Consider the following 16,557-nt stretch of genomic DNA (forward strand, 5'->3'; position numbering starts at 1 on the left):
CCGCCCCTACCCTCGCCGCTTGGCTGCGCGCCGGCCCGGGTGATGCTCGCCTTGCGGATCACGAAATTCGCTGCGATGGCCGCGCCGGTCCTCCTTGGCGAAGCGCCTCCGCTTCTCGGATGAGCCGAACTGCTTGATCACCTTCCGGCCGTTGACCTTCTTGATGACATAGCCGCCTTCCGTCATCGAGAACGGCGCCTTGAGCGACCCCATATGGTCGAACTTGGTACCGCGGGGATGCTCGAACGGTTCGAACCAGGACGGATAGACGAAGTTCGACATCGGAAAGCCGTTGACGAGAAAAGACTCCTCTTCCACGGCGTCGCAGACCTCGTAGGCATATTGGGTGTGCCGAGTCTTGTCGGCCCACAGATTGGCCATGGGATCGAGCACCATCTCGAACAGTTCGTGCGAGGCCGCCAGGCTGACCGGATCGTCCTCGCCGAGTGCCTTCAGAAAGATCTTTGAGATCGGCTGGCCGCGGTGCGTCAGCTCGTGCCGCCCGAGGAAGTTCTTGTGGGTGGCGTCGTCAAAATAGAGCAGCTGCCAGTCCGTCGGCTTCGGGTTGCGGGTGACGTCGAGATCGATGGGATAGCCCCAGACCGGCAGGAAATGCTCGTCGTAGCATTTCTGGAGCGCCGCCGTGAGCCTCCCCATCATCCGCTCGCTCATCATCTCCTCGGCGTAGTTGATGCAGGCAATCCGGACCGGCCTCAAGGACCTGCCGAGCAGTGCACGCCGTGCTTTTTTCATGGAAATCACCTTGCCAAAGGGAAGCTGAAATCAGTCCAGCCTAGCACGAGCGCGCGCCGCACGTCAGGGATGTATTCCGACGTACTGGCCTGCCTGCCTAGAAACGCCGATTGACCACGAACACCGCTGCTGCGCACATCGCCATGCCGGCAATCGCCAGCGCATCGAGCTTCTCCCCGAACAGCAGATAGGCCATCAGCGCCGTGACGGCGGGCACCAGGTAGAACAGGCTCGCAACCGAGGTCGCAGCTGCGTGGCGGATCAGCCAGTACAACAGCCCGATCGATCCGATCGAGAGCGCCACGGCGAGCCAGGCAAGCGCGAGCACGAACTCCCGCGTCCAGTGCACCACGCGGTCCTCGAACAGGAAGGCGCCGACCGTGAAGAAGACGGTGACGGCGATATATTGCACGAGATTGCCGGCGCGCCAGTCGATGTGGTTGCAGTAGCGGCGCTGATAGAGCGTGCCGAGCGTGATGCTGATCAGCGACACCACCGAGGCGAGCCAGCCGAGCCCCGCCTCGCCGGTCATCGGACGGCCGTGCAGGATCAGCGCTACACCGCCGAGGCCAAGCACCAGCCCCGCCCATTGCACCGGCGTCACGCGTTCGCCGAGCCAGCGGTTGGCGATGGTCGAGGTCAGGATCGGCTGAAGGCCCGGAATCAACGCCGAGAGTCCGGCCGGGATCGAATGCGCGATCGCAATGGCCGTGCCGCCGAGATAGAAGCCGTGGACGAGAATGCCGGCAACGGCGCTATGCGCGACGTCGACACGGTCCGGCCATTTCGGTCGTGCGATTGCTGCGATGATCGCCATCAGGCCGACCACGATCGCCATGCGAATGGCGAGATAGGTCAAGGGATCGGCGTTGTTGATGATGTATTTGGTGCCGATGAATCCGGTGCTCCAGAGCACGACGAACAGGATCGGTGCGGCGCGGGCGGTCGGGGCTTCTTGATTATGGTTCATTGCCGCCCTCATTGCCCGACCGGGGCCTATGCGGCAACGCGAATTTCCGAACGAGCGATGCTGCGCTGCGACGGACAGCGGGAGCGCAGCTCAGCCGCTCACCATTCTTCCGGACAGGGGTCGATGATCTTCCAGAGCTCGACACCGTTCTTGATCTTCTTCATGTCGGTGGTGAGCCCGCCATTGCGGCGGATCCAGTCCTTCACCGTGTTGGGGTAATAGGACATCAGGTCGGACGTCCCCTCCGCGCTGGTGACCTTGATGCCGAAGGTGAAGGCCTTGTCGTAATAGGCCTGATGGAAGCCGAGGCTGGCGCGCGGCGTCACGCAGATCTTGTTCATCGGCACCATGCCGAGCACCAGGGTGCAGGCCGAGTTGCAGATGCCGTCGATGATGACGCGCTCGCCCTTCTCGCGGACGCGCTTGTACTTGGCCTTGTACTCCTCGACGTAGCCGCCGTGGTCACGGGTGATGTGCAGCTCGGCGCGCGCCGGCGTGGCGGCGGCGACGGAGAGCAACAGCAGGCTCAAAAGCGTGATGCGCATGGTGCGTGACGGCGAAAGCCTTCAGGAATGGACCGGCCTCGAAGGACCCCCAAAGGGCCGGCAACAGGATTCTTAAGCGAATTCTCTTTGGCCATACTTGTGTGGGGAATTCGTTAAGCATCCCGAAAAGGCCAAAAATGGGCAGCCTTCGACCCTGCTCCGGGCAATTCTGTCACACCCACCCGGGAATCGGCGGGATTGGCCCCGATTTCGGGGTGCCGGACGGGTGTCCCGGCGGCTCGAAATGGCTATAAACACCTGACCTATTCGCGCGGGTTCCGGAGAATCGAGATGAGCACGTTGAAGCTTGTAGCCGCGGTTGCTGCCCTGTCGGCCGCAATCCTCGCCCCCAGCCTTGCCGAGGCGCGGGGACATCACCGGTACCACCGCCACTACACCAACCCGCTGCCCTACCCGATCAGCTATCTGCACAATTACGGGCCCGGCGTTACCCCCGGCACCTTCGCCTTCTACGACGGCCCGTCGAACAACCGCTGCTACCAGAGCTCGGCCACCTATATCGGCCAGGACGGCCGCCGGCACCCCTGCTTCTGAGGGGCGCTGGCGCGTCCTCTGCGGGGGCCGCTATTTGGCGGCGCCCGACAGCAGCAATTGCTTCTCGATCTCGTAGACCGGCAGCTTGACGAGGTCCTTGCCGACCTCGCCCTGAAGCGCCTTGCGCACCACGACCGAATAATCGGCGCGGATCATACCGAGCGCGCGTGGTGAGGCCACCATGGTCAGGGCCGAGGTCTCGCCCGCGCTGACGGCGGCATCGAGCCGGCCGGCCAGGCTCCGCAGGAAGGCACGCTCCGCCTCATCGTGCCAATCGGTCTGCTCGACCGAGCTGCGCGCGCCGCCGACGGCGGCGTTCAGCCGGCCCGGCGCATCGGTCCCTTGCGCACTGGTCGAGGGATTGGGCTGCTCGTGCACCTCCCGGGTGTGGAGGTTCGGAAACATCTCGTCGCCGAGGTTTTCCAAAATGAGCGCCTTGCGCCCGTCGCACACGATCAGCCAGTCACCCTTGTCTATTCTCATCTTGTCCATTGCACAGCTCCAGGCAATCTCGCGAGCCTGCTCTTCGAATTCCTCGAAGCGCTGGCTACGGCAAGACTAGGGATGAAGTCGTGCCGGCGAATTGCGCAGGATCAAAGATGAACGCAATGTCCTGCCAGGCAGCGCCAGTGCAAGCGCAGCATTGGTCACGCGCGCGAACCTGGGATAGTCTTGCGAAGCGAAAGGTCAGGTCTGCGGCGAGCTTTGCTGAAGATTTGTTCATCAGCATTACATTTCGGTTCCGCCACAATTTGATCAGAACAACTTCGATATCCTGTATTGCGTAAGCAGAGGAAGACATCATGAATCTCAAGACTGGCCTCGTCGCCGCATCCCTGTTCGGTGCCATCATGGCATCACCGGCGGCGTCCGCCATGCCCATCGCGCCCGCACCTGCGACGCCGCAGGTCTCCGACGTCGAGCAGGTCCGCATGGTCTGCGACGCCTGGGGACGCTGTTTCTGGCGCCCGAACTATGATGGGTATTACGGCCCGCGGCCGTATTACGGGCCCCGATATTATGGGTATGGGCCGCGCGCCTATGGGCCTCGCTATTACGGACCACGCTATCGCCGCTGGTGATTTCCAAAGGGGCCCTCTCGGGCCCCTTCGCTTTTGCGAGATCGCGCGTTGTGTCCATTCGCGTGCTCGCGGCTTGCGTGGAGCGATTCCAAAACTGATCTAGATCAAAGATGAAATTCGATGTGCCGTCATTCTGCGTCGATGGCGGATTTCATTGTTTTCCGATGCCCTCAGACGGGCATGAATGTGCAGACGCATCTCGAGAGGCAGCCAAGGCCTGACGAGCGGAGCCTTGACGAGCGGAGGCTTGAGGGGCGGCGGCTCGAGGGGCGGAGCTTCGAGTCCTTCGCCTGTCCCGCCTGCACGCGTCTCCATTTCATCGACCTCGCCTCAGGCCAACCGATGAACCGGGACCGTTGACGGTGACATCGACCCGCCGCGCCGCGTGGCATGATGTCCGCAATACTACGGCCCGGAATCCGGTTTACTGAATCATCCTGTTTCGCCATTGATTGCGATGTATCGATTTTCATTTAATTGTCACATTTCAGCATTCGGCCAGAAGCATGTTCTTCGACGCTCTCGCCCCCTCCTCCGCGCTCCAGTTGATCCGGTTTTCCGATGTCGACGCGTTTCGACCGGCCGAGTCGATGGAAGACGCCCGCAGCATTCCGCTCGACGTCGCCAACTTCGCTGCGGCGCGTGCGATCGTGAACCTGCCGGGGTGCCGGATCATCGTGGCGAGGTCGTTTGCGCGGATTCTCGATACCGCCTATCGCGCACCGGGCGGCATGGTGATCCTGCCGATGACCGACGATCTGCGCGCCAGCTCGAGCGGGATCGAACTCGACTCGCGCGTTTTCATCGCCTTGCGCGGCAATCATCATTGTCATTTCGTCGAGCATCAGACCAACTACCACGCGCTGATCATGTTTTCCCCCGCGCTCAGGGATCGCGGCTGGTTCGATCGCGCCGATACATTGTGGGTTCGCATCGCGGACCCCGTGGCGCATCTCTACGCGCGTCAGCTTGTTCTCGACATCCTGCGGACCGCGTCCGTAGAGCCGCACATGTTCGAAACCACCGAGGTCGCCGCGCATCTCCAGGAGGGCCTGTTGCTCGCCCTCGACGACCTGTTTCAAATCGACCAGTCGTCTGATCGCACCGCCCCGAATGCAGGCGCGCGATCGGCCAGGCTCGTGCAACAGATCGACGATTACGTCTCGGCCTATCCGACCGCTCCGATCTATACGGCCAATCTCGCCGGCGAGTTGGGCGTTTCGGTCCGAACGCTCGGCGGCGCGGTGAGCAAGGTGCGCGGCATGAGCCTGCATCAATACATCCGCCTGAAGCGGCTGTGGGCCACACGCTCGCGGCTGCTCAAGGGCGGCGGCGCGACGGTCGCCACGTGCGCACGCGCCCAGGGATTTCATCACCTCGGCGAGTTTGCCGCGGCCTACCGCGCGACCTTCCACGAGGCGCCCTCCGACACGCTGGCACGGGCCCGCCACACCTGCCGTTCCGCAAGCTGAGATCACGGGTTTAGCGGTGGTGATGTTGCTTGGGCCCACGGCGCCGGGCCGCCAGGGAACCTGCTCCTTCGAACCACGTTAGCAAGTCCGAGCAATGTGCCGCGGCCCGCCCCGGGGCGCACTGAAACACCCCGCGCAACCCACACGCGGGGTTTTTCTCACCGTCAACCAAGTGGTTCAGGGAAATGAATGTCCATCAGCCGCAATCTGTTGTTTCTGATCATCGGCGCACTGGTCGTCACGGCAGCCGTGCTCGGCTACAACCTCTACCAGGCGAAAAAGCAGCCCGACGGCCTGCAGATCAATGTCGGCCCCAATGGGCTGAAGATCCAGGGCAAGTAAGGGGACCCGCGAATTGGGCCGGCCGGGCCTCAAGGCTCCGGCCTGGCAAGTGGCGCGCTCGGAGAGATTCGAACTCCCGACCCTCGGAATCGAAATCCGATGCTCTATCCAGCTGAGCTACGAGCGCCCCGGCCCGGGTATTGGGCCGCAACCGAGAAGCGCCTGACCGCGGCTGGCAAGCCAGCGCACCGGACGGCGTTCGGATGGGTTCGAATTAGCAGAGAGATTGACCAATAAAAAGCCCTCCCCGTCTCGTTTCGAGACGGGTCGGAGGCGCCCTCACCAAGTCGTATTGAAGAGACCGAAATGGGGCTGCTGGGCGACCAGCATCATCGGCCGGCCCTGATACGGCGCCGGGTGCGCCCTGGCGACCTTGCGCTTGGGCTGAGCCTGGACCTGAGGGAGCTGAGCCTGCGCCTGAACTTGCGGCTTGGCCTCGGTCTTCCTGGCCGCAGCGGCATTGGCCTTCGGGGCCGGCGTAAACTGGGCGAAGGTCTCGCGCACCCGGGCCTTGGCCGACATCTCGGCCAGCTCCGGCGAAGCGGCCTCCTGCACCGGCGGCTGAGGCGCAACGACCGCAGCGGTCTTCACTGCGGGTGCGGCAATCGTCGGCTGGCTGGTGTCGAGCACGACACGCTCAGGCAAGTGGCGATCCGACCGGATCCGGATCAAGGGCTGATCGTTGCTTGCGGTGACGATGGCCCGTGCGACCGGTTGCGATGGCAGAACGTAATCCGCCGCGAACAACAGTGCGAGCAACGCTCCACCGACGAAAACGAAGTACCTGAAAATGGGCATCGGCCACGCTCCGCCCCCCGCATCCCCGCGTGGGCTCTTCGCCTTAAACCGGCGATACTCTAATTGGTTCCTGCACCCGGCCCTTGGTTCAAATGGCAACGCCAAGTTTTTTGGCCAAGGGCTGCGGACAGTAACTTTTCCGCTACCGGGAACTGCCGGGCGTTACGCGCGCCGTGCTGCGACCAGCGAACACTTCGCCTGATCGGCGTTAACGTTGATGAAGCCGACAGCGATACGCGCAAAGGTCTTGCGGCTCTTCATCGTTACCGTGTCGGCAAGCACGCGGCTGCGGTCGGTGAGATGACTGCCATCGCGCCGCGTGAACGCGCAGACGATCTCCAGATCCTTAACGGCATAGTCATTGTCGTTTCGCAGCGTGAACGTTACCAACGCCTTCGAGCCGAGCCCGCCACGGCGCCAGGTCTGCGATGAGATTTTGAGGCGATCGAGTTCTGCCGCGGCTGACGCCTGAGCTTCGGAAATCGGCGAGACCGCCGCCGCCGTACTGCCCGGAGGTGCCGGTTCGACCGTTGCCACGTCAGACTTCACCGGCTCGGTGCTGTTGCCCCTGGAGAGCGGCAGCAGCATCCACACCCCGCAGCCGACGATGATCGCCGCCAGTAGCCAGAGCAGGCTTCGCCCGAACGAGACGCTCGCGATCGTCACGGCTCGCGCCAGGCGCTCGCCGCTCCCGGCGAAACGTCCCCACCCGATCCGGTCAAACCTGGCGTTCATGGCTGTATCACCGACCGCGGCCGGAGTTCGTTCGACGACGGACTCGGCCACTGTTTACCTTAATCCGGGAGACGAACTAAGGTTCCCGCGCTCAGGCCGAGTCGGCAAGGACGGTGGCGATCACCAGCCGGGGCCGCTAACATGCGCTGCAACATCGAAGACCCCGTTGGGAGAACATGAAATGCCAGTCGTCGTCACTTGGGATCACGTCCATCTGCGCAGTCCCGACCCGGAGGCCACAGCGGCCTGGCTGCGGGACATCCTCGGCGGCGAGGTCGTGCGCGCACCGGGACGGATCGACGTGAATCTCGGCGGCGCAAAGATCTTCATCGCATCACTCGAGGGCGACAACGCCGTCAACCCGCCGCCGCCGCACCCGCATCAGGGCCTCGACCATTTCGGTCTCACCGTGAAGGACATCGACGCCGTCGCGGCCGAGATCAAGGCCAAGGGCGTCACCTTCACGCGCGAGCCGACCACGATCCGGCCCGGCGTGCGCATCTGCTTCATCCGCGGCCCGGAAGGCATCTCCATCGAGCTGCTCGAGCGCGACAAGAAATACACCTGACGCGGCGCCGCATCTGAGGTCGACGAGAGGCCGGGCGTGCGCTCGCCCGGCTAACTCATGCTGCCAGGCATAAAGCAGCGGATGGCGACGCCCATGTAGCCGTAGATCGGCCACACCATGGTGCGGCCGACCCGGTTCGGCTCCGAGATGACGGCCTCCTCGGGCACGTCAACCCAGACGAGCTCCTGCTGCTGGCCGTCGAGCACGTGGCCCAGGCGCGGGATGCGGACACGATAATGTCCGTCCTTGCTCTCCCAGTCAGTGTCCGAGAGCGCCGAGCCGTCGGCATCGGAACAGCAAGGCCCCTTGCCGCTGCGCAGGCCGTCGAACCACGCCTTCAATTCGGCATTGGTGTTGACGAACTGGCCGCGGTCGCGCGCATGCCCCGAGGGGACTGCGAGCGCGATCAAGGCCAGGGTGCAAGTGAGGCTCACCATGCTTCGCCAGCGTGGCGCGCCGCCAGTCGGCCGTTGTGTTTCGCAAATCGTGGGACGCACACTGTACAGACGCGGCTCATCGCCGCCGGAATCGATCCAGTTGCTCACGTTTGTCTTGCTCCAGCACCCCGCGGCCAGTGCAACAATGGTTATGCATTTCGCGGGCCAACTTGATTCGCAACGACTGGCCTCGCGTCATGATCAGACAGTCATGGTGGTGTCATAGACAAGCCGGGACAACTACGGCTGGCGGCGGCAAGATCGCACCGCAGCCCGGCAAACTGCCGCGTTGCGCGCGGGAACGCGCTTTGGCATAAAAGCTCTACCGGTTACGCCGTTGGGCGATGGCGGCCGGCCTGTGGGACGTGATGAAGAACGGCCTCTATTCGATTCACGTGAACCTGCTCGATGGTCGAGTCGGCAAGGGCAGCGGCGTGATTCTTTTTCGCGACGGCAAGATTCTTGGCGGCGATGCGTACCTCTATTACACCGGCAGCTACGTCGTGAAGGACGACCACACCTTCAAAGGCGAGGTGCTGGTGCAACGGCACACTTCGCCGCGGGGCGATGACAATCCGCTGTTCGGCGGCCCTGCCCCGGTCGGCATCGGCGTCAGCGGGACCTACACGGACACCCGCGCCGAGATGACGGGCACAGCGCTCGTCGGCAAGGCCAGCCTGATTTTCGGCGCCACGCTGCACAAGCTCGCGGAAGCTGATTAGGCGCGGGACTATTCCGCAGCCTGCTCGAGCGGCGCGGTGCGCGGCAGGATGATCTGGATGCGTGTCCCCTCGCCCGGCTCGGAATCAAGATCGAGCCGCCCGCCGAGGCGATTGGTGACGATGCTGTAGACGATGTGCAGTCCGAGGCCGGTGCCGCCCTGGTCGCGCCGCGTGGTGAAGAACGGATCGAAGGCGCGCCGGCGGACGTCGAGCGACATGCCGCAGCCATTGTCCGAGAAAATGATCTCGACATTGTCCTTGCCGGACTCGCGCACCTGGATGTCGATGATCCCCGGCCGGCCGTCCGGGAAGGCGTGCGCCACCGAATTGAGAAACAGATTGGTCAGCACCTGGCCATACGGGCCGGGATAGCTGTTCATGGTCAGGCTCGGCTGGCACTCGACGTTGAGCGTCAGATTGTGTTTGCGCAAGCCCGGCCGCAGGCTCATCACCACCTGCTCGGTGAGGTCGCCGAGATCGAAGCTGCGCTGGTCCGAGTAGTTGCGGTCGGCCGCGACCTGCTTGAACGACTGGATCAGCTCGGCCGCGCGGTTCAGGTTGGAGACGAGCTGCGAGGACGCATCGCGGCTGGTGTTGAGGAAGTCGTTGAGCGTGGAGCGACGGAGCTCGCCGCGCTCGACTTCGGAGGTGAACATCGCGGTCTTGCGCTCCAGCGCGGATGCGACCGTGAGGCTGATACCGACGGGATTGTTGACCTCGTGGGCGACGCCGGCGACGAGCCGTCCGAGCGCGGCGAGCTTCTCCGCCTCGATCAGCGAGGCCTGGGTCTCGCGCAGGTTTCGCAACGCGGTCTCGGCGGATTCCTTGGCTTTGCGCATCTCCTGCTCGCCGCGCTTGCGCTCGCCGATGTCGAGCGCCACGGTAACGATCCGCTCGATCTCGCCGTCGGCATCGAGCAGCGGCAACTTGTTGACCAGCCATTGCCGCATGTTGCCGGAGGAATCCTTGTATTCCTCTTCGTAGAAGCCGAGACCTTTTCGAAGCCTGAGCACCCGCTTGTCGTTCTCGTCGGTCTTGGCTGCGCCGTAGCGCGACATCAGATCCGCGGTGGTGCGGCCGAGCGCATCGGCGGGCTCGATGCCGAAGATGCCGGCCATGTAGCGGTTCATCAGCACGTAGCGCAGCTCGCGGTCCTTGACGTTGATGACCGCGGGCACGGTGTCGATGACCTGCTGGAGCAGGCGCCGTCCTTCGGCGATGGCGTCTTCCGCCCGCTTCTGGTCGGTGATGTCGCGCAGCGTGCCCTCGTAGCGGACGATGTTGCCCGCCTCGTCCCGCACGCCCGTGGCGCTGTCGGACAGCCACAGGATGTTGCCGCTGCGCTGGCGCACCTGGTACTCGAACTCGCGCACGATGCCGTCGCGCGCCATCAGCCGCTGATATTCGGCGCGCGCCTCGGGGTGGACGTAGATGGTGTGGGCGATGTCGTTGATGCTGTCGATGAGCTGCTGCGGGCTGTCATAGCCCATCATCCGCGCCAGCGCCGGATTGGCGTTGAGGAGATCGCCGGCCGGCGTCGTGACATAGATGCCGTCGACCGAGCCCTCGAACAGTTTACGGTAGCTCTCTTCGGCGAGGCGCTGCTCGGTGAGCGCCCGCACCGCCGCCTCGCGCGCCGTGTCGGCCTCCTCCAGTGCGCGGCGGAACACTTCGGCCGCGCGCGCGATGTCGCCGATCTCGTTGTCGAGGTCGGCCGACGGGATCGAGGTGTCCTTCTCGCCCGCTGCGAGCGCGCGGATGGATCTCGCGATCTTCGCAAGCGGCCGGACGGTCCGCCGCACCACGAAGCCGGCCGCGAGAATGCCGATCAAGACGCCGATGGTGCCGAACACGATGCTCTGCCACCGCGCCTCCGTCAGCGTGCGGGCGAAATCGCGCGACAGCACGTGGCCGCGCCGGGCGCTGACCTCGCGCAGGAGTTCCGTGACGCGGCCGATCAGGCGGCCCTCGGTGCCCAGCACCTCGCGGTCGATATCGGCGATCTGCCGCTCCCGGACCGCCACCGCGATGATGGCCTCGGCATAGTCGTTCACGGCCGTCTTCAGCCTGGCGTCCGCGATGTCCATCGCCCGCATCCCCTGTGCGGCCTGCTCGGCGGCGGACGGGTTGCGCGCGAGCAGCCCGAGTGCGATCCGGCTCTGCGATTCCGACAGGCGGGAGGCGAGCTCGCGGTCCGCCGCGGCTCCGACGGCCACGTCGAACCGGTCGCGCAGCGGCGGCAGCCCGGCGAGCAGCTGGGCGCGGCGGTCGATCAGGGTCGAGATCCGCTCGAGGCCATTGCGATAGGTCGCAAGGCGCTCGGTGACCCCGTCGATCATGTCCTGCTGCTCGGGCGCGAGCTCGATGCGGGTCTTCCTCAGGATGTCGTTCAGTGTCGAGGCCGCCTCGCCGACCTGCTTGAACTGGGTGCCGGCGCCGGGATCGGTGACGAAGTCGCGCGCGGCGAGCCGCAGCTCGTTCATGCGGCGGTCGATGTCCTCGGCGAGGTCGCCGACGCTCTGGAGCCGCTGCAACTCGGCGAAGGTCGTATCGATGTGCCGGATCGCGATCACGCTCGCGGTCGAGGTGACGATGATCACCGCCAGCACCAGGAGGAAGCTGCCGAAGGTGAGCTGGCCGATGGAGAGCGAGAATGTTCGCTTTTTCTCAGGGGTCGGCGTCAATTCGGCGGACATTGGGGCTTTTGAGGACCGGGCTATTGGAGGCCCAATATACGATGGTTTGCGGCCCCGGGGGAACATGCCTCGCGCTGCCGAATATCCTTAATATCGCGAGTCCGCCGCCCTTCTCCCCACCTGATTATGACGTTTTGACGCTGACCGGCCGCCGGGCCGGGATCGTCATGGCGGCGACGCCGAAGACGACGCAGGCAAGCCCGATCCAGACGGTCCGGCTCAGGGTTTCGCCGAGGAAGGCGACGCTGATGGCGACCCCGATGGGCACGCGCAGATAGGCCTGCGCGGTGGTGCCGACCGAGCCCAGCGTCTGGATCAGGCGGAAGTAGATCGCGAACGCCGCCGCGGTCGAGAAGGTCGCCAGCGCGAGCAGCGCCAGCACGGAACTCAGCGAGGGCGACAGCGTCCAGGGCTGTTCGACGATCAGCGAGGCCGGGATCAGCGCCGCCGCGCCCGCCAGCAGCGAGCCGGCGGCCGGTGCCATCGGATCGAGACCTTTAAAGCTGCGGCCGAAGATCGCGGCGCAAGCGTAGCAGATGGTGGCGGCGACGATGGCGGCCTCCGCGACGAGGCCGCTGCCGACGTCGTGGAAGGCGTCGACGCCGACGATCAGCAGGATGCCCGCCATGCCGGCGACCACGCCGAACAGTTTTCGCGGCGTCGTCACCTCGTGGCGCGTGACGACGGCCGTGAGCAGGAAGGTGAAGATCGGCCCGGCCGAGTTGAGGATGGTCGCGAGCGACGCGTCGACATGACGCTCGCCCCAGGCGATCAGCGTCCAGGGGATGACGCTGTTGAGCACGGCCTGGAACGCGAAGCGCTGCCAGGTCGCGGCATCCATGGGCATCCTGATGCCGCGTGCCCACATGACGACGAGCAGCAGCAGACCGGCGATCGTGGTGCGCGCCGCGATCAGCGTGAGCGGCAGAATGGTGGCGACGCCGAGCTTGATGAAGGTGTAGGAGCCGCCCCAGAGCGTTGCGAGCGCGACCAGCAGCGCCAGCTCGACGGCGATGTTGGTGTCCTGTCCCTGATCCATTTTGAACGTCCGTCCATTCGCGATGGACAGAACCTAGCGCGTCCGTGGCCGCCAATACTTCGTTTGGTATCGAAGTATCCTAGCCGACCGCCCCGACCTCGAACACCTCGCCGTCATAGCCGGCTTCGCGGGGAATGCGAAGTTGGCGGCCGGTTTCGGTCTTGGTCATGACCGGCATCACCGTGACGACCGACATGCCGCGGGCATGCTCCAGCGCGGCGCCCACGCTACCCTGCTTGGCGAGCCGGATCAGGTTGCGCGTGGTCGGGAACGGCAGCTTGAAGCGGCCGCTCTCGCCGCCCTCCACCGCCTCGCGCGGCGACACCCAGATCGAGTCGGTGGACTCCCGGCCGTCATGGGCGCCGAGCTGATCGGGCGGTGCGGCCGCGAGGAAGAACCAGGTGTCGAACCGCTTCGGCATGCCCTCTGGCGTGATCCAGTGCGCGTAGGGCACGAGCGTATCCAGCGCGAGCTGGAGGCCGTTGTCGGCGAGGATACTCAGGAAGCTGATCTTGTGCTCGTTGAGGGCGACGCGATGCTTGTCGGCGATCTCGCCGGCGCGCATGGCATCGATCGGCGTCCCCGAATCCTTCGCCCGCGCCAGCAGGATACCGCTCTCCTCAAAGGTCTCGCGGATCGCGGCGATCCGAAAACCGCGATCCGATTCACTTAAGGCTTCGCCGCCCGAATAGAGGTCAGCACGGGCGACGATCTCGTTGTCGCCGGCATCGACACTGCCGCCGGGAAACACCAGCGCGCCCGAGTTGAACTCGATCTGATGATGGCGGACCATCATGAACACTTCGATTTCGTCGCGGCTCTTGCCGTCGACCTTTGCGCCGTCACGGAGCAGAAGGATGGTCGAAGCCGGGCGTGATGCTGATGTCTCGGGCATTCAACTAACCTGCGGCGCTGGATTGCGGGCCAAGATTGGCGCGCTTGTCGACGCGGGCGACGCGCGACAGGAGGTAATCGACCTCCGCCTTCGCCGCCGGCGTGATGGTCGCGCCCGGCTTGCGCTGGGCGCTGGAAGCGATGATGCCGCGCTTCTGCAGCACGTGCTTGCGCACCGCCAGACCTGCGCCCGGCTGCTGCTCGTAGCGGATCAGCGGCAGATGCGCATCGAACAGATCATGCGCAGCGTCGCGCTTGCCCTCCTTCGAGAGGCGCACGACGTCGATCAGGAGCTCCGGGAAAGCATAGCCGGTCATGGCGCCGTCGGCGCCGCGCTCCATCTCGAAGTCCAAAAAGAGTCCGCCATTGCCGCAGAGGATCGAGAGCGAACGGAGCGAGCCGTCCTTCTGGAAGCTGCGCAGCGTCGAGATCTTTTCGAGGCCCGGCCAGTCCTCGTGCTTGAGCATCACGCAATTCGGATTGTCGGTGACGATCTTGCGGATCACGGCGGGGGTGAAGATCACCGAGAGCGTCAGCGGATAGTCCTGCAGCACCCAGGGCACATCGGGCCCGATCGCCTCCGCCGCCTGCTTATAGTAGCCGACGATCTGGTCGTCGGTACGGAGCGACGGCGGCGGCGCGATCATCACGCCAGCCGCGCCGGCATCCATCGAGGCCTTCGCCAGCGAGCGCATGGTGGCAAAGCCCGGCGCGGAGACGCCGACGATCACCTGCATCTTCTTGGCGCGCTTGACGAAGCGCACCGCCACCTGCTCGGCCTCCGCGGCATCGAGCTTCGGCGCCTCGCCGAGGATGCCCAGCACCGTGACGCCGTCGCAGCCGACCTCCTCGTAGAAATCGGTCAGGCGGTCGATCGAGCGCTCGTCGATCCGGCCGTCATCGTGGAACGGTGTCGGCGCGATTGCGAAGGTGCCCTTGGCGTCGGCGGTGAGTTTCATCGGGTCTCTTGTCCTATCGTCTGTCGTCATTCCGGGATCGCGACCTCGTCGCGCCCGGAATGACAGTGTGGCTAAAACCTCCGCGCCCCCATCTTGATCTGCTCCTCGGAGAAGAAGATCTCCTTGGCGTGATCGGCGATGTCCTGGGCGTTCCAGCCCGAGTGCGGCGGTTTCCAGCCTTCCATTTCCATCATCCGCATTTCGCGCACGCCGCGGGGCCCGGACACACCCAGCACCTTGCCGGTCTGGTCGCCGGACAAGTCGCTGACCATGTATAGCACGGCCGGCGCGATGCCGTCCGGCCCCAGCGCCGCACCGGGGTTCTCCTTATAGCGGGGCAGGTCTGCGGTCATGCGGGTCAGCGCGCCCGGCGCCAGCGTCCAGATCCGGATGTTGTACTTCCGGCCCTCGATCGCCAGCACGTTGGACAGGCCCCAGATGCCGCCCTTGGCCGCGCCGTAGTTGGTCTGACCGAAATTGCCGATCAGCCCTGATGTCGAGGAGGTGTTGACGATGACGCCGCCGCCGTTTTCCCGCATCCAGCGAAACACCGGCATGGTGCAACAAAAGGTGCCCTTCAGATGCACCTTGATCACCTTGTCCCAGTCGGACTCGGAGGCCTTGGAAAAGGTCTGGTCTCGCAGGATGCCGGCATTGTTGACGAGGATATCGGCGCGGCCGAAATGCTTGATGGCGTCGTCGAACACCGACTGGCCGCCCTCCATGGTGGAGATGTCGGCGCCGTTGGCGACCGCCTTGCCGCCCTCGGCCTTGATCGCATCCACCACGAGCTGCGCCATCGACTTGTCGGCCCCGGAGCCGTCACGGGGACCGCCGAGATCGTTGACGACGACGGACGCCCCTTCCCGCGCGAACAGTTTTGCGTAGGCCTCACCGAGCCCCCCGCCCGCGCCGGTGATCAGCGCAACCTTGCCGTCGAGTAGTCCCATGGTGGCCTCTCCCTGTTTTTGTTTTTCGTGTCCCGGACTCGATGCAGCGTGAAACGCTGCGTCGCAGAGCCGGGACCCAGCTCTTTGTTGGGTTCGCTCTGGGCCCCGGCTCTGCAGCGCACCGCTAAGGAGCGCTGCGCTGAGTCCGGGGCACGAGACCGCCCTAACCCAGCACCGTCTTGCCGTTCTTGATCACGGTGACGCCGCGCGACTTCACTTTGGCCTCGAACGAGATCGTGTTGCCGTCCTTCCAGAGGTCCATGGTCACGGTCTCGCCGGGATAAACCGGCGATGAGAACCGCGCGACGTGCTGACGGAAGGCCGACGCGTCGTAGTCGGCATAGGTCTGGAGCACGCCGCGGCAGGTGATGCCGTAGGTGCACATGCCGTGCAGGATCGGGCGCGGGAAGCCGGCCTTCTTGGCGAACTCGGGATCCGAGTGCAGCGGGTTGCGGTCGCCGCAGAGGCGATAGACCAGCGCCTGGTCGGGGCGCGTGACGATGTCGATGGTCTTATCGGGTGCGCGCGACGGAATCTTGTGCGGATCGGGCTGGGTCAGGTTCGGCCCGCCAAAGCCGCCGTCACCGCGGGCGAAGCGCGAGGCGACCAGCGTTGCCAGCTTCTCGCCCTTCTCGTTCTTGAGCACGGTCTGGTGCGCGATGACGACGCCCTTGTCCTTGCCTTTGTCGTAGACCTCGACAACGGAGGAATCGGCGGTGATGTTCGCAGCGACCGGCAGCGGCTGGTGGAAGGTGATGTCGCGCTCGCCGTCGACCACCATGACGCGGTTGAGGTTCATCTCGCCGGGCCCCGAACCCCAGGCCGCGACGGACGCAAAGGTCGGCACCACCTTGAGCGGCCGCGGCGTCAGCGTGCCCTCGTTGACGAAGGCGAGCTCCTTCTCATCCATCGGATCGGCGCCGAGGCCGATGCCATAGGCGTAGAGCATGACCTCGCGATCGCCATAGGCGTATTTCTGGCCGATGTTTTTCAGGCCTTTGAGTTCTTCGTATCTGGCGGACATTTTTCTGGTTTCCTCC

Annotated in this window: 20 protein-coding genes and 1 tRNA gene; 7 read left to right on the forward strand and 14 right to left on the reverse strand. The window is 64.8% G+C overall.

Going from position 1 to position 16,557, the window contains the following annotated elements; all coding sequences use genetic code 11:
- Positions 1-6 precede the first annotated feature (6 nt).
- The 3 genes from AC1DW2_RS00320 to AC1DW2_RS00330 all read right to left on the reverse strand — a co-directional run bounded on the left by AC1DW2_RS00320 (position 7) and on the right by AC1DW2_RS00330 (position 2,268).
- Positions 7-753, reverse strand: a complete 747-nt coding sequence (locus AC1DW2_RS00320) for a hypothetical protein (RefSeq protein ID WP_063982651.1) — start codon at positions 751-753, stop codon at positions 7-9.
- Between the two features lie 97 nt (positions 754-850).
- Positions 851-1,723, reverse strand: a complete 873-nt coding sequence (locus AC1DW2_RS00325; RefSeq protein ID WP_283016817.1) for a DMT family transporter — start codon at positions 1,721-1,723, stop codon at positions 851-853.
- Positions 1,724-1,821: 98 nt separating this feature from the next.
- Positions 1,822-2,268 carry a hypothetical protein gene (locus tag AC1DW2_RS00330; protein ID WP_063982650.1) on the reverse strand — a complete coding sequence of 149 codons (447 nt, stop codon included), beginning with the start codon at positions 2,266-2,268 and terminating at the stop codon, positions 1,822-1,824.
- Positions 2,269-2,559: 291 nt separating this feature from the next.
- Between AC1DW2_RS00330 and AC1DW2_RS00335 the strand changes: the two genes are divergently transcribed.
- A complete protein-coding gene (locus AC1DW2_RS00335) occupies positions 2,560-2,823 on the forward strand; it encodes a hypothetical protein (RefSeq protein ID WP_063982649.1) in 264 nt (87 codons plus the stop codon).
- 30 nt (positions 2,824-2,853) lie between these two features.
- Here AC1DW2_RS00335 and AC1DW2_RS00340 read toward each other — a convergent pair whose 3' ends face one another.
- Positions 2,854-3,315, reverse strand: coding sequence for a host attachment protein (locus AC1DW2_RS00340; protein WP_283016819.1), 462 nt, complete (start codon positions 3,313-3,315; stop codon positions 2,854-2,856).
- A gap of 311 nt (positions 3,316-3,626) precedes the next feature.
- Between AC1DW2_RS00340 and AC1DW2_RS00345 the strand changes: the two genes are divergently transcribed.
- The 4 genes from AC1DW2_RS00345 to AC1DW2_RS00360 all read left to right on the forward strand — a co-directional run bounded on the left by AC1DW2_RS00345 (position 3,627) and on the right by AC1DW2_RS00360 (position 5,719).
- Positions 3,627-3,905 (forward strand): hypothetical protein, encoded by a 279-nt coding sequence (locus AC1DW2_RS00345; RefSeq protein ID WP_071912916.1) that lies wholly within the window; start codon positions 3,627-3,629, stop codon positions 3,903-3,905.
- Positions 3,906-4,046: 141 nt separating this feature from the next.
- On the forward strand, positions 4,047-4,265 hold the full coding sequence (locus AC1DW2_RS00350) for a hypothetical protein (protein ID WP_225048974.1): 219 nt from the start codon (positions 4,047-4,049) through the stop codon (positions 4,263-4,265).
- A 146-nt stretch (positions 4,266-4,411) separates the two neighbouring features.
- The gene (locus tag AC1DW2_RS00355; RefSeq protein WP_283016820.1) at positions 4,412-5,377 is read left to right on the forward strand and encodes an AraC family transcriptional regulator; all 966 of its coding nucleotides are present in this window, start codon (positions 4,412-4,414) and stop codon (positions 5,375-5,377) included.
- A gap of 189 nt (positions 5,378-5,566) precedes the next feature.
- Positions 5,567-5,719, forward strand: a complete 153-nt coding sequence (locus AC1DW2_RS00360) for a hypothetical protein (RefSeq protein WP_167768065.1) — start codon at positions 5,567-5,569, stop codon at positions 5,717-5,719.
- Positions 5,720-5,769: 50 nt separating this feature from the next.
- Here AC1DW2_RS00360 and AC1DW2_RS00365 read toward each other — a convergent pair.
- The 3 genes from AC1DW2_RS00365 to AC1DW2_RS00375 all read right to left on the reverse strand — a co-directional run bounded on the left by AC1DW2_RS00365 (position 5,770) and on the right by AC1DW2_RS00375 (position 7,252).
- A tRNA-Arg gene (locus tag AC1DW2_RS00365) sits at positions 5,770-5,846 on the reverse strand.
- A 152-nt stretch (positions 5,847-5,998) separates the two neighbouring features.
- Positions 5,999-6,517, reverse strand: a complete 519-nt coding sequence (locus AC1DW2_RS00370) for a hypothetical protein (protein WP_283016821.1) — start codon at positions 6,515-6,517, stop codon at positions 5,999-6,001.
- 162 nt (positions 6,518-6,679) lie between these two features.
- Positions 6,680-7,252 carry a hypothetical protein gene (locus AC1DW2_RS00375; RefSeq protein WP_283016822.1) on the reverse strand — a complete coding sequence of 191 codons (573 nt, stop codon included), beginning with the start codon at positions 7,250-7,252 and terminating at the stop codon, positions 6,680-6,682.
- 181 nt (positions 7,253-7,433) lie between these two features.
- Here AC1DW2_RS00375 and AC1DW2_RS00380 point away from each other — a divergent pair, with 181 nt between their 5' ends.
- Positions 7,434-7,820 (forward strand): VOC family protein, encoded by a 387-nt coding sequence (locus AC1DW2_RS00380; RefSeq protein WP_283016823.1) that lies wholly within the window; start codon positions 7,434-7,436, stop codon positions 7,818-7,820.
- 50 nt (positions 7,821-7,870) lie between these two features.
- On the opposite strand, the gene AC1DW2_RS00385 is transcribed toward AC1DW2_RS00380, so the two are convergent.
- Complete coding sequence (locus tag AC1DW2_RS00385; RefSeq protein ID WP_283016824.1) at positions 7,871-8,365, reverse strand: hypothetical protein; 495 nt, start codon at positions 8,363-8,365, stop codon at positions 7,871-7,873.
- 260 nt (positions 8,366-8,625) lie between these two features.
- Between AC1DW2_RS00385 and AC1DW2_RS00390 the strand changes: the two genes are divergently transcribed.
- On the forward strand, positions 8,626-8,979 hold the full coding sequence (locus tag AC1DW2_RS00390; protein WP_063986297.1) for a GrlR family regulatory protein: 354 nt from the start codon (positions 8,626-8,628) through the stop codon (positions 8,977-8,979).
- Positions 8,980-8,987: 8 nt separating this feature from the next.
- Here AC1DW2_RS00390 and AC1DW2_RS00395 read toward each other — a convergent pair whose 3' ends face one another.
- The 6 genes from AC1DW2_RS00395 to AC1DW2_RS00420 all read right to left on the reverse strand — a co-directional run bounded on the left by AC1DW2_RS00395 (position 8,988) and on the right by AC1DW2_RS00420 (position 16,541).
- Positions 8,988-11,675 (reverse strand): PAS domain S-box protein, encoded by a 2,688-nt coding sequence (locus AC1DW2_RS00395; RefSeq protein ID WP_283016825.1) that lies wholly within the window; start codon positions 11,673-11,675, stop codon positions 8,988-8,990.
- 124 nt (positions 11,676-11,799) lie between these two features.
- On the reverse strand, positions 11,800-12,714 hold the full coding sequence (locus tag AC1DW2_RS00400; protein ID WP_283016826.1) for a DMT family transporter: 915 nt from the start codon (positions 12,712-12,714) through the stop codon (positions 11,800-11,802).
- Positions 12,715-12,793: 79 nt separating this feature from the next.
- The gene (locus tag AC1DW2_RS00405; protein ID WP_283016827.1) at positions 12,794-13,609 is read right to left on the reverse strand and encodes an NUDIX hydrolase; all 816 of its coding nucleotides are present in this window, start codon (positions 13,607-13,609) and stop codon (positions 12,794-12,796) included.
- A gap of 4 nt (positions 13,610-13,613) precedes the next feature.
- A complete protein-coding gene (locus AC1DW2_RS00410) occupies positions 13,614-14,567 on the reverse strand; it encodes a dihydrodipicolinate synthase family protein (RefSeq protein WP_283016828.1) in 954 nt (317 codons plus the stop codon).
- A gap of 71 nt (positions 14,568-14,638) precedes the next feature.
- Positions 14,639-15,517 (reverse strand): SDR family oxidoreductase, encoded by an 879-nt coding sequence (locus AC1DW2_RS00415; protein ID WP_283016829.1) that lies wholly within the window; start codon positions 15,515-15,517, stop codon positions 14,639-14,641.
- 163 nt (positions 15,518-15,680) lie between these two features.
- Positions 15,681-16,541 carry a MaoC family dehydratase gene (locus AC1DW2_RS00420; RefSeq protein ID WP_283016830.1) on the reverse strand — a complete coding sequence of 287 codons (861 nt, stop codon included), beginning with the start codon at positions 16,539-16,541 and terminating at the stop codon, positions 15,681-15,683.
- Positions 16,542-16,557 lie beyond the last annotated feature (16 nt).

The organism is Bradyrhizobium sp. P3_C3, from assembly GCF_056402655.1.

What these genes read in the sequence shown, in the direction of transcription:
- AC1DW2_RS00400 (WP_283016826.1), bottom strand. Translation starts at nt 12,714, where the DNA reads ATGGATCAGGGACAGGACACCAACATCGCCGTCGAGCTGGCGCTGCTG.
- AC1DW2_RS00335 (WP_063982649.1), top strand. Translation starts at nt 2,560, where the DNA reads ATGAGCACGTTGAAGCTTGTAGCCGCGGTTGCTGCCCTGTCGGCCGCA.
- AC1DW2_RS00370 (WP_283016821.1), bottom strand. Translation starts at nt 6,517, where the DNA reads ATGCCCATTTTCAGGTACTTCGTTTTCGTCGGTGGAGCGTTGCTCGCA.
- AC1DW2_RS00340 (WP_283016819.1), bottom strand. Translation starts at nt 3,315, where the DNA reads ATGGACAAGATGAGAATAGACAAGGGTGACTGGCTGATCGTGTGCGAC.
- AC1DW2_RS00415 (WP_283016829.1), bottom strand. Translation starts at nt 15,517, where the DNA reads ATGGGACTACTCGACGGCAAGGTTGCGCTGATCACCGGCGCGGGCGGG.
- AC1DW2_RS00410 (WP_283016828.1), bottom strand. Translation starts at nt 14,567, where the DNA reads ATGAAACTCACCGCCGACGCCAAGGGCACCTTCGCAATCGCGCCGACA.
- AC1DW2_RS00320 (WP_063982651.1), bottom strand. Translation starts at nt 753, where the DNA reads ATGAAAAAAGCACGGCGTGCACTGCTCGGCAGGTCCTTGAGGCCGGTC.
- AC1DW2_RS00420 (WP_283016830.1), bottom strand. Translation starts at nt 16,541, where the DNA reads ATGTCCGCCAGATACGAAGAACTCAAAGGCCTGAAAAACATCGGCCAG.
- AC1DW2_RS00330 (WP_063982650.1), bottom strand. Translation starts at nt 2,268, where the DNA reads ATGCGCATCACGCTTTTGAGCCTGCTGTTGCTCTCCGTCGCCGCCGCC.
- AC1DW2_RS00375 (WP_283016822.1), bottom strand. Translation starts at nt 7,252, where the DNA reads ATGAACGCCAGGTTTGACCGGATCGGGTGGGGACGTTTCGCCGGGAGC.
- AC1DW2_RS00325 (WP_283016817.1), bottom strand. Translation starts at nt 1,723, where the DNA reads ATGAACCATAATCAAGAAGCCCCGACCGCCCGCGCCGCACCGATCCTG.
- AC1DW2_RS00380 (WP_283016823.1), top strand. Translation starts at nt 7,434, where the DNA reads ATGCCAGTCGTCGTCACTTGGGATCACGTCCATCTGCGCAGTCCCGAC.
- AC1DW2_RS00405 (WP_283016827.1), bottom strand. Translation starts at nt 13,609, where the DNA reads ATGCCCGAGACATCAGCATCACGCCCGGCTTCGACCATCCTTCTGCTC.
- AC1DW2_RS00395 (WP_283016825.1), bottom strand. Translation starts at nt 11,675, where the DNA reads ATGTCCGCCGAATTGACGCCGACCCCTGAGAAAAAGCGAACATTCTCG.
- AC1DW2_RS00345 (WP_071912916.1), top strand. Translation starts at nt 3,627, where the DNA reads ATGAATCTCAAGACTGGCCTCGTCGCCGCATCCCTGTTCGGTGCCATC.
- AC1DW2_RS00390 (WP_063986297.1), top strand. Translation starts at nt 8,626, where the DNA reads ATGAAGAACGGCCTCTATTCGATTCACGTGAACCTGCTCGATGGTCGA.
- AC1DW2_RS00360 (WP_167768065.1), top strand. Translation starts at nt 5,567, where the DNA reads ATGTCCATCAGCCGCAATCTGTTGTTTCTGATCATCGGCGCACTGGTC.
- AC1DW2_RS00355 (WP_283016820.1), top strand. Translation starts at nt 4,412, where the DNA reads ATGTTCTTCGACGCTCTCGCCCCCTCCTCCGCGCTCCAGTTGATCCGG.
- AC1DW2_RS00350 (WP_225048974.1), top strand. Translation starts at nt 4,047, where the DNA reads ATGGCGGATTTCATTGTTTTCCGATGCCCTCAGACGGGCATGAATGTG.